This is a genomic window from Nonlabens agnitus, assembly GCF_002994045.1.
GTDB lineage: Bacteria > Bacteroidota > Bacteroidia > Flavobacteriales > Flavobacteriaceae > Nonlabens > Nonlabens agnitus.
The window spans coordinates 659541-670581 of the sequence record NZ_MQUC01000003.1; the positions used below are offsets into that span (position 1 = coordinate 659541).

At 39.0% G+C, this 11041-nt stretch carries 9 protein-coding genes; 7 read left to right on the plus strand and 2 right to left on the minus strand.

Features of this window, described 5'->3' with window-relative positions:
• Positions 1-42 precede the first annotated feature (42 nt).
• On the plus strand, positions 43-573 hold the full coding sequence (gene msrB / locus BST86_RS03260) for a peptide-methionine (R)-S-oxide reductase MsrB (protein ID WP_105982005.1): 531 nt from the start codon (positions 43-45) through the stop codon (positions 571-573).
• A 9-nt stretch (positions 574-582) separates the two neighbouring features.
• Positions 583-957, plus strand: a complete 375-nt coding sequence (gene msrB / locus BST86_RS03265; RefSeq protein ID WP_105982006.1) for a peptide-methionine (R)-S-oxide reductase MsrB — start codon at positions 583-585, stop codon at positions 955-957.
• Between the two features lie 222 nt (positions 958-1179).
• Here the strand turns inward: msrB (BST86_RS03265) and BST86_RS03270 are convergent, their stop codons facing one another.
• The gene (locus tag BST86_RS03270) at positions 1180-1689 is read right to left on the minus strand and encodes a hypothetical protein (protein ID WP_105982007.1); all 510 of its coding nucleotides are present in this window, start codon (positions 1687-1689) and stop codon (positions 1180-1182) included.
• A gap of 174 nt (positions 1690-1863) precedes the next feature.
• On the minus strand, positions 1864-3000 hold the full coding sequence (locus BST86_RS03275; protein ID WP_105982008.1) for a DEAD/DEAH box helicase: 1137 nt from the start codon (positions 2998-3000) through the stop codon (positions 1864-1866).
• Between the two features lie 103 nt (positions 3001-3103).
• Between BST86_RS03275 and BST86_RS03280 the strand changes: the two genes are divergently transcribed.
• The 5 genes from BST86_RS03280 (at position 3104) to BST86_RS03300 (ending at position 10759) form a co-directional block, all read left to right on the plus strand.
• Positions 3104-3748, plus strand: coding sequence for a DNA-3-methyladenine glycosylase (locus BST86_RS03280; RefSeq protein ID WP_105982009.1), 645 nt, complete (start codon positions 3104-3106; stop codon positions 3746-3748).
• Positions 3749-3900: 152 nt separating this feature from the next.
• Complete coding sequence (gene htpG / locus BST86_RS03285) at positions 3901-5790, plus strand: molecular chaperone HtpG (RefSeq protein WP_105982010.1); 1890 nt, start codon at positions 3901-3903, stop codon at positions 5788-5790.
• A gap of 473 nt (positions 5791-6263) precedes the next feature.
• Positions 6264-7301, plus strand: a complete 1038-nt coding sequence (locus BST86_RS03290) for a hypothetical protein (protein ID WP_105982011.1) — start codon at positions 6264-6266, stop codon at positions 7299-7301.
• Between the two features lie 9 nt (positions 7302-7310).
• On the plus strand, positions 7311-8393 hold the full coding sequence (locus tag BST86_RS03295) for a hypothetical protein (protein WP_105982012.1): 1083 nt from the start codon (positions 7311-7313) through the stop codon (positions 8391-8393).
• Between the two features lie 1223 nt (positions 8394-9616).
• Positions 9617-10759 (plus strand): hypothetical protein, encoded by a 1143-nt coding sequence (locus tag BST86_RS03300; protein ID WP_105982013.1) that lies wholly within the window; start codon positions 9617-9619, stop codon positions 10757-10759.
• Positions 10760-11041 lie beyond the last annotated feature (282 nt).

Below are 11041 nucleotides of genomic sequence, written 5' to 3' on the forward strand. Positions count from 1 at the left end.
GTATGGAACAGTTGTGGATTAACTTTATAAAAAATATTAAAGATGATCAAGAATGTAATTTTAGGAATGCTTGCGGTTGCAGCAGTTTCCTGTAAATCAAATGCACAAGACAAGCCAACGGAAGAAACCGCGATGGCGTCCAACGAACAACAAGCTTATAAAGTCTCCAAAACTGAGGCTCAATGGGAAGCTATATTAACTCCAGAAGAGTTTGAAGTCTTGCGCAAAGCAGGAACCGAACGACCATTCACTAGTCCGCTAAATGATGAAACCAGTCCAGGAACCTTAATTTGCGCAGCATGTTATGCTCCACTATATGATAATGCGCATAAATTCAAATCAGGTACAGGATGGCCTAGTTATGACCGCGCGATGGACGGTGCTATCGTTTTAGACAGCGATATGAAAATAGGGTACAAAAGAGATGAAGCTAAATGTGCTACCTGTGGTAGTCACTTAGGTCATATTTTTAACGATGGACCTCAAGAAACCACTGGAAAGAGACATTGTATCAATGGTGTGGCTTTGGATTTTGTTCCAGAAGGACAGCCATTACCAGAACTTAGAAAATAATCTATAACGATGACTGAAGAAGAATATAAAAGCAAATTGACGCCAGAGCAATATCATGTTTTACGTGAGAAAGGTACTGAGCGTCCTTTTACTGGAGAATACAATACTCATTATGAAGACGGTGTTTATAGTTGCGCCGCGTGCGGTAATGAATTATACAAATCTGAAGCTAAGTTTGACAGCGGTTGCGGCTGGCCATCATTTGATGATGAGATAGAAGGAGCCATTGAACGCAAACGCGACTCTACTCACGGCATGATACGTACGGAAATCTTATGCGCCAACTGTGGCAGCCATTTGGGTCATGTTTTTAACGATGGACCGACAAATACTGGAATCAGACATTGTGTGAATAGCTTGTGTCTGGACTTTGAGAAGAAGTAATCTAACTAAAGCCTAAGCTGAAATCAAATTTAAAAGTCTCAATTCGTTGGGGCTTTTTTTGTTGCAATTGGGAATGTTACGAATTATATGATTCCTGTTTCGAGCTGCAGTCGAGAAAAGGAATTTGTTCGAAATAATGATTGTAAATCAAACCATATCTCGACTGCCGCTCGATACTGGTTTATAAGATTTAGTTCAAACCTGGAGCTGGCGGTGGCGGAACTATAAAAGAAAACTCATTGAACATAAGCGAAGTGAGTTATTGGATTTAAACTCATCTAATTGACTTTGATTAGCTTTAGAAATAGCTAATTGAAACTTCCTTTCAAATTCATTTTCTATATATGCAGTGTAACAAATAATAATGGTTGACAATATTTCTCTTAATTCATTGGCGGTAATACCATCGTGAGATTTAAAGACAATAAAAAAATGCGCTTTAACATCTGTGTTTTCTTCGAAAAACTCTTTGCTCTTTGAAAAGATTTCGGTTTTATCTATTTTCCTTTGATCCAATATAACTTCGCTGCCAAAAGTTTCTAGGCGTAAAGTTTTCCAATGGGCTGCTGGTGGAAATTCATAACAAAATTCTAGAGCAACACTTTGAATTACTATGTTTCCAATGTCGTAATTAAAATGGAATACATCAAAACAGTCTTGTTGAGTGTAATCATTTATTATTTCAAATACTTTATCTATACTATACGTGGCAGGAAAATCAAAAGTTGGCACTAAGCTATCATGGTTCTTCTACAAATAGGACTGATAATCAAAAGAATCTTTTCCAGAATCTGTAGAAGTATCTTCATGTATACAACTAGAAAACGACAGCATAAATAGCAAGGAATAAAGTATAGTTTTAATCATAAAAAGCAATCATCAATATTGATGCCGTCGGCAGACTGTTTAAGAATTCCACTCTGGTAAATCTTCCATCCAGACTTTCATCTTGGTCTTTTTCTGGATGACTCGCATGTGGAGTGCTTCGTCTGGAGTGACTAGCGAGATGACCGTTCCTGGATTTTCTGCGCGGCCGGTTCTTCCAATGCGGTGGATGTAATCTTTAGGTGATCTAGGCAATTCGTAATTGATGACGTATCGTAAGAAATCTATATCAATACCACGAGAAAGCAAATCAGTTGTGACTAGGCAGCGCACCTCGCTATCAGCATCTTTGAATTCGTTGAGGTGTGATTGTCTTGTTCCTTGAGCTTTTTTACCGTGAATAGCTTTAGAAGTAATACCGTTTGTGTTGAGCTTGTCGTTGACATGTTCCACTTGATAGGTAGAGGAGCAGAATATCAACACTTGCTGCATCTCGTGCTTCTCAATAAGATGTCTTAATAAAACTCCTTTCTTTTCTTCGGTGACTCGGTAGCCCAATTGTTTGATGTTGGAAAGATCCTCTTCAGGAACTTGAACATCAATGACCACTGGGTCCTTGAGTAAGTTTTCCTTTATCTCTGTGACTTGGTTAGAAAGCGTTGCAGAGAATAACAGCGTTTGTTTTTTAGTAGGAAGCCTATTAAAAATAAGATCCATTTCTGCTTGAAATCCAGCAGATAGCATTTTATCAGCCTCATCCAATACCAGGATTTTAGTCTTGGCAATCTTTACCGCATTCTTCTCGATCAATTCCAATAGACGTCCTGGAGTAGCTACTAGAATGTCCACGGTGTTCATCTTCATCATTTGCGGATTGATGCTCACACCACCATAAACCGCCATCGTGATCAGTGGGTTTTTCAAAGCTTTTGAGAATAAAATGATTGTCTCACTTACCTGTACGGCAAGCTCGCGGGTAGGTACCATGACCAGCGCTTGAATCTCTCTATTTTCTGATCGCTTATTCTGTAAGCGGTCGAGTAGTGGCAGCACGTAGGCTAGAGTCTTTCCAGAACCCGTTTTAGCAATTCCCATAACGTCCTTTCCCTCCAGAATAGGCGCGATGACCTGTTCTTGAATAGGAGTTGGACTGGCAAATTGGTTTTTCTCCAGTTGGCTAAGTAGTGCACTGGAAAGCTTGAGATCTTGAAAAGTCATATAATAAGGTAAAGCTGCAAAGGTACAGCCTTAAGATGCTAAACCTTTATTAAGATCGTAGCCTCAAGCCAGACGGCTTGAAGATCCGTTGTAATTTAGATTCATGTCTACTACAAAACTTCCTGCCAGCTATTACCAGCACGACGATGTGGTATTCCTTGCCAAAGATCTAATAGGCAAAACCATCGTCTCCATGGTGGACGATCAACGTACCAGCGCCATCATTACAGAAACCGAAGCCTATCGAGGTGTAGGCGACAAGGCTTGCCATGCCCATCTGGGTAGATTTACAGATCGCACTAAAATCATGTATGAAACCGGCGGCGTAGCATATGTCTATCTATGCTATGGCATTCACAACCTTTTCAACATTATTACAAATACGAACGAGCAGGCAGACGCGATTCTCATTCGCGCTGTGGAACCTGTCGATGGTATTGATGTGATGCTGGCGCGTCGTGGCAAGTCAACCGTGGACAAGACTTTGACCTCAGGACCTGGAAATTTCAGTAAGGCTTTTGGGTTGGATCGATCGCATTATGGTGCAGATCTGACCGGTGATACGGTGTGGATTGCTTCGACTCCGATCACTTCGACTCCGCTCAGTGACCTCGCTTCGACGCCGCTCAATTACCGCAGTGAGCAGATAACTACCAGTAAAAGAATAGGGATTGATTATGCCGAGGAAGACAAGGATTTGCCGTGGCGATTCTATCTCAACACTTCAAAATTTGTGAGCAAACGCTAGTCGTTTTACTGGATGCTTCTGCCATCTTCGGCAAAAAAATGTCAGGTTGTCATTTGTATTGCTTTGGTACTCGATTTGACCATTGAGGATGAAGGCGTTCCCGCTTTCGCGAAAGCGTACTTAAACACAAACTTTAAAACACAATACATCATATGTCACAACAAGGAAAGATTAATGTAGCGGTGGAGAATATTTTCCCGCTCATCAAAAAATTCTTATACAGCGATCACGAGATTTTCCTGCGCGAGCTGGTTTCTAACGCCACAGATGCGACCCTTAAATTGAAACACCTGGCCATGATAGGCGAGGCTAATGTAGAGTTGGGCGACCAACAGATTGAGGTGAAAATCAACAAAGAAGATGGAACGTTACATATTATAGACCAAGGTCTAGGTATGACTGAGGATGAGGTGCAGAAGTATATCAACGACATTGCATTCTCTGGTGCCGAGGAGTTCCTTGAAAAATATAAGGACAGCGCCAAAGATAGTGGGATTATAGGACATTTTGGTCTAGGATTCTATTCTGCTTTTATGGTGGCTGATAAAGTAGAAATCATCACGAAGTCTTATAAAGACGAGCCAGCAGTACACTGGAGCTGTGATGGATCTCCTAACTATACGATTGAACCGGCAGAGAAAGAACACTTTGGTACAGAGATCATCTTGCATATAAGCGATGACGAGAAGGAGTTTCTTGAGGAGAGTAAGATACGCGAGCTGTTGACCAAGTACAACAAGTTCATGCCAGTGCCTATCAAGTTTGGTACAAAAACCGAAACTCTTGAAAAGCCAGAAGGAGCCAAAAAAGATGACCCAGCACCTACTAAGGAAGTGGACAACATCATCAACAATCCAAATCCAGCCTGGACAAAACAACCTACTGAACTAGAAGATAAAGACTACAAAGACTTCTACCGCGAGTTATACCCTATGCAGTTTGAAGAGCCGTTGTTCCACATTCACTTGAATGTTGACTATCCATTCAACCTGACAGGAATATTGTACTTCCCTAAGATGACTGCAGATCTTAACGTGCAAAAGGATCGCATCCAGTTATATCAAAATCAGGTATTTGTCACAGATAATGTGGAAGGCATCGTACCAGAATTCCTGACCATGTTGCGCGGTGTGATTGATAGCCCAGACATACCATTGAACGTTTCCAGATCCTATTTACAGGCAGATGGTGCCGTGAAAAAGATATCAAGCTACATCACCCGTAAAGTAGCCGATAAGTTGAAGTCTTTATTTAATGAAGACCGTGCTGCATTTGAGGAGAAATGGAACGACATCAAGATCGTTATTGAATACGGTATGTTGAGCGAGGATAAGTTCTTTGAAAAGTCTGATGCCTTTGCATTGTATCCAACAGTTGATGGTTCATTCTGCACTTGGGATGAGTTGATGGAGAAAATCAAGCCAGCCCAGACGGACAAGGATGGTAAGACGGTTGTTCTATATGCTTCTAATAAAGAGGCACAGCATAGTTATCTTGCTTCCGCGAAAGCGAAAGGATATGAAGTCCTATTGCTAGATTCTCCTATCGTATCACACTTGATGCAAAAGCTGGAGCAATCTAAGGAGAACGTCACTTTTGCCCGAGTAGATGCAGATAGTGTTGATAATCTGATCAAGAAAGAAGAAGAGCAAATCTCTAAGCTTTCTGACGACGAGAAAGAAACTTTGAAGAAGAGCATTACAGAAACCATAGCAGACACCAGCTATAACGTGCAGGTTGAAGCCATGAGTAGTGATAGTGCGCCATTCATGATTACGCAACCAGAATTCATGCGTCGTATGAAAGAGATGCAGGCTACAGGTGGTGGCGGTATGATGGGCTTTGGTAACATGCCAGACATGTATAATCTTGTGGTAAATGCAAATCACGAATTGATTCAAGAGATCATGGCAACAAAAACTGCCAAGAAAAAAGAGCGACTGATCAAACAATCGGTTGATCTTGCAAAGCTTTCCCAAGGATTACTGAAAGGTGAAGCCTTGACAGAATTTGTGAACAGAAGCTATGAGTTGATTAAGTAATACTGCTCATTTTGTTTTATTGAAAAGCCCTCATTTTGAGGGCTTTTTTATGAAATTCATTTAAAATTGAATATAGTATAAAAGATGTTATAAGGTTAAGAATAAGACAGATTCATTTCACAATTGTTTATAAGTTTCAATAGCCTCAACGTTGTTTATCAGACTATTTTGCTTTAACATAAAATTAACAACTGTTAACAATGCGTTGATTTTACGGTACTTGTAAGTTTTAATTGTAGTACCTTTCATACGCTGCTTTTTATCGATTCCTTTTATAAAACATTTATTCCTATTTATATTTACCTAACTCGACAAAACAAGTTCCCATTTCGTTTAGAGCTTGGTAAATTCCCTTTTTACCAGAATTATTCCCCTAAATAACCTTTTGAAATTCCCCTTGATTAAATCAGACGCGTAAGGTCTGTATTTAGTGGCTCATAGTTGTGTATTTATTAATTCTAAATATTTTAATTATGAAACGAATAATTCTAAGTGCAGCAGCACTAATGTTTGGAGCGGTAGCTCTCGGTCAAACCAATGACAGTAATGTTACTCAAACGGGTACAGACCATGTAGCCACTGTAACGCAAGCAGGAACCACTAACGATAGTGATGTAGTTCAAAATGGTGCTTCAAACCAAGCGCTGGTAGAACAGTTAGGAGCTTCTAACATTTCATTGGTAGACCAGGCAGATGGCGATTTAGGTGAAAACGCTAATAGTGAGGCTTCTGTATTCCAAGATGGGTCAGGTAACGACTCTGATGTTCTTCAAAGAGGTGATGATCAGATCGCGTTAATAGTTCAGGTTGGAACTGGTAACATGTCAGCTACGGAACAGTATGGATCTTCAAACTATGCTGACGTAGACCAGAATGGTACCGGCAATGATTCTTATATTTTTCAGTCCGGTAGTGCTGGAAATATAGAGCCGAATAATGAAGCATATGTTTTCCAGGATGGGACTTCAAACGATGCAGATACTTATCAACAAGGTGAAACCAATATTTCTAGAATCAATCAAGTAGGTACTTTGAACACTGCTCTGACTTATCAAGGAAGATTTTTTGGTGGAAGTGTTGAAAACAATGAAAGTTACGTCAATCAAAATGGAGACGGCAACACATCGGACGTATATCAATTGGATCAAATAGGTGGAATGGATAATTTATCAACTGTTGATCAATCAGGAGCTGACCATTATTCCTTTGTACAGCAAGAAGCTAGTGGTAACACTGCTGATATTGATCAGTTAGGGGCTAATAATGAATCATTTTCTTACCAGATAGGAGTAGACAATACTTCAGTAGTTTTTCAAGATGGTCAAGGCAATACTTCATTAGTGAGACAAGGTACTTTTGGGCCATTAGGATTTAGTGATGGTAGTGAATCTTCAGTTTCTCAATTAGGAGATTTTAATACAAGTGATGTTAGACAATACGGCAATAATCATATCAGCTCTGTAAGTCAGAATGGAGCGGGAAATACTGCTACAGTTACTCAAAACAATTAAAAATATCTCATGAAAAAAATAATAGTAGGTGCAGCAGCACTAATGATTGGAGCTGTTGGTTTCGCACAGTCGAACAACAGTGATGTCGTTTCTACAGGAAATAATAACACGGCTACCGTTTCACAAACGGAAAACAGAAATGATTCTGATATAGATCAAATGGGTGATGGGAATCGTGCCAACGTCATACAATTAGGTTTGGAAAACACTTCAGCAATCACTCAAACAGGGAACGGTAATGGGACCTCAGTGGATCAACAAGGAGCCTTTCAAGGCGCCGTTATTAGTCAAATAGGTGACGGTAATACTGGAAGTGTATTTCAAAGAGGAGAAGTCAATAATGCCAACATATCTTCTGTTGGGGATCGTAACATAGTAAGCATCTCTCAATTAGGAGTTCGAAATATGAGTGATGTGATACAATCAGGTAATGACAATGGAGCAACATCTTTTGTGCAAGGAGATGATAACGATGTGGATATCGATCAAAATGGTGACGGAAACAGTGCGCTTATAGACGCTACTTTAAGCAATCCTTTCTTTTTCTCTAGCCGTAATGTCATGAGTTCCTTTCAAACAGGAGATGGGAATACATTAGAGTCAAGAGTTTCTGGAGGTAACGACAATAATATTACCTCTACCCAGGATGGTGAATCTAATTACTTTAGACTTAGCGTGAGAGGTGATGAAAATACAATCACAGCAGACCAAGATGGAGATAATAATAGAGCTGATTGGGTGGTAAGTGATGGTTATCCTCCAAGTGCGGATAATAACACGGTGAACCTGACACAAAATGGATTTAGAAATTATGCTACTGGTAGTATTGCTGGAGATAATAATGGAGTGATTGTCAATCAAATGGGTTCAAACAACAGAGTAGGTACCTCTTGGTTTACTAAAGATGGTGTTGTAATAGTTGGTAATGATAATATTGCAAATATTTTGCAGGATGGAGATATGAATCAAGCTTTTTCATCCCAAACAGGCGATTTGAATCAAAGCTACACAACCCAAAGTGGTTTAGGCCATCTCAGCAACATCATTCAATCTGGTGTGAGCAACATAGCAACTGTAACACAATCCAATTAGCGCTATCATAATATTTTAAGTTATTCAATATTTCGAAAAGCTGCTTTTTTATAAAGCAGCTTTTTTCGTTTATATAGACAGCCTGTGAATGTGTGATAGGGAGATATATTTTAGTGGCGAATTATGTACTTCTCATTGTGAAGTGAGGCTACGTAGTAATGTCCCAACTGCGAGTGTATTTAAATTCTTTTGCTTTCGCGAAAGAGAAACCTTTATTTCTAAAAACACGTTAACCATCTGTTGTCAAACAAAACTGATCGTTTCAAACCATCGCCTATTATTATAGAACTGTAAAGGATGAAAAACTCGTTTTTCTCAGTTCAAGGCTTTGTTCGATTTAAATATAATGGGTAGGAGGCATATTATGCATGAGTGCACCTCAATTCTACGAATACTATTGTTCTTAAATTTATTCAGAACATAGTATAACGGCAAAGGTATAATGCGTGTGAGGCGTTCCCTCGCGTTTGGCTGTTACCTTGCCATTGATTGGTTTTGATGGAGGATGATAGTTATTGTTGATGAATAGTAGCCTCGCTTGGAGCATTTGGAATGCCTTATGCGTTTTATGCTATGTTCGTGCTAATTGGTGGAGGAAGCGTAGCCTTGCCAAGTATACACTTCTCTATTGATCAAGGCGTTTCACACCTTTGCCGTTCAGGCCAATTGAGTAGATCGGGAGCCTGCCTGCCGGCAGGCAGGTCTTGAAATTTTGAAGCGCTTCAGGCTGATTAGTGGTTTTAGCCATATTTACATTCGAATTGATCGGTGCTCAAGCCTTAAAATTAAAATTTCATAGCGGAGAGCTACGGCCGTAGGCAATTGGCCTGAACTATGATTAATCACAACTTTTTACCTCATATATAGCATCTTATTCTTTCACAATTATTTATTTTTTATTATCACATTAGTGTCATACATCGACATTTTATAATTAACTTTTAATTAACAACTATGTTTATCTCTAATATCCGTTAGGTTTTAAAACAATTTTTTCTATGTACCATTTATCGATCGCTTGTTTAAAACATTCATTCCTACTTATATTTGAATATCTCAAAAAACAAGCTCCCCTTCAGTTTCAGAGATAGGTAGAGTCCCTTTTTACCTTTTATATTTCCCCTAAGTAATTCTTTAAAATTCCCTATTTATTAAATCAGATGCGTAAGGTCTGTATTTAGTGGCTCATAGTTGTGTATTTATTAATTCTAAATATTTAAATTATGAAAAGAGTACTTTTAAGCGCAGCAGCGCTACTAATTGGAGCAATTGGGTTTGCTCAAACGAACGACAGTTCGGTAAGTTCAACAGGAAACAATAATGGCGCGACAGTGTCTCAAACTGGTTCCATAAATAATTCTACCATAAGACAGGTAGGTGATTTTAACGTAAGTAATGTTACTTCTGTAGGGAGAAATAACAATTCTACCACAGGGCAGGTTGATCAACGTAACACCAGTACTGTAAACCAGGTTGGAAGTAATCAAACTTCACGCGTTAATCAAGGTCAAATTAGTAGTAACGGTAATATTTCGCGTCTTGGTAGAGATAATACAAGTACAGTTTCCCAAGTAGGTGAGCGTAACACTTCAGTTGTTTTCCAGCGCGATTCTAATGTCTTGATCGGTGAGTTTAATGATTCCGGCGTTAGTCAGGACGGTGTGCGCAATGTAAGTGACGTTTCACAACAAGGAGATCGTAACTTTAGTAGATTGGGTCAAAATGGAGATGATAATAACAGTGATTTAGATCAAACAGGTAGTGATAACCGAGGTGTTGTTAGAATTTTTGGATCTGAAAACACTACTAAAATTGACCAATTAGGTGATCGTAACAATAGTGTTATTGAATCTACTGGCGGTGATCTAAACAATATTTTAGTTGATCAAGATGGAGATGACAACAGTGCGCTTGTTGACGTAAAGGGTGGAAGCAATGATGTAGATGTCATTCAATTAGGGAATGGTAACAACGCTGGTGATGATTTTTTACCTGGTGATGGAGCTAATATTATTGGAAGCGACAACATTATAATGATAGAGCAAATTGGAGATGACAATGATGGTTTTGCAAGAATTACTGGTGATGATAACGAAACTTATACTTATCAAACAGGTAATGGAAACACATCATTTTCTGACCAAGTTGGTGATTTGAATGAATCTACAGTAACTCAAACTGGAGATAGTAACACAGCAAATATCGATCAAGGAGTAATGGGAACTACAAGTTTAGATTCATTATCTAACCTATTACAGTTAGGTAACATGAATAGAGCTACTGTACTTCAAACGGGAACTACACAAATCAGTGCTATAACTCAAACAGGTAATGGTAATATGGCTAACGTAAGTCAGTCAAACTAAGCAATCATTAATATTTTACCTATAATAGGTGTGATTGGAAATTGCCGCTACTAAAGAGCGGCAATTTTTTTTGAAAAATTTTTTAGTATTGGGTTATTGTAACTGTAAAATAAGTACTCCATTCCTTATCTAGACGAGACCGTGTTTGGTATCAGTCTACTGATTTCTTCCTAAATAGGTATTTTAGTTAAAACAGTGCAGAGCGTTAATCGTGGAAAAAGAATGCAAATATCATCGCTTTCGCGAAAGCGAGATTAAAAATAGAAACTCTAACAACTAATC

What these genes read in the sequence shown, in the direction of transcription:
- msrB (WP_105982005.1), top strand. Translation starts at nt 43, where the DNA reads ATGATCAAGAATGTAATTTTAGGAATGCTTGCGGTTGCAGCAGTTTCC.
- BST86_RS03295 (WP_105982012.1), top strand. Translation starts at nt 7,311, where the DNA reads ATGAAAAAAATAATAGTAGGTGCAGCAGCACTAATGATTGGAGCTGTT.
- BST86_RS03275 (WP_105982008.1), bottom strand. Translation starts at nt 3,000, where the DNA reads ATGACTTTTCAAGATCTCAAGCTTTCCAGTGCACTACTTAGCCAACTG.
- msrB (WP_105982006.1), top strand. Translation starts at nt 583, where the DNA reads ATGACTGAAGAAGAATATAAAAGCAAATTGACGCCAGAGCAATATCAT.
- htpG (WP_105982010.1), top strand. Translation starts at nt 3,901, where the DNA reads ATGTCACAACAAGGAAAGATTAATGTAGCGGTGGAGAATATTTTCCCG.
- BST86_RS03290 (WP_105982011.1), top strand. Translation starts at nt 6,264, where the DNA reads ATGAAACGAATAATTCTAAGTGCAGCAGCACTAATGTTTGGAGCGGTA.
- BST86_RS03300 (WP_105982013.1), top strand. Translation starts at nt 9,617, where the DNA reads ATGAAAAGAGTACTTTTAAGCGCAGCAGCGCTACTAATTGGAGCAATT.
- BST86_RS03280 (WP_105982009.1), top strand. Translation starts at nt 3,104, where the DNA reads ATGTCTACTACAAAACTTCCTGCCAGCTATTACCAGCACGACGATGTG.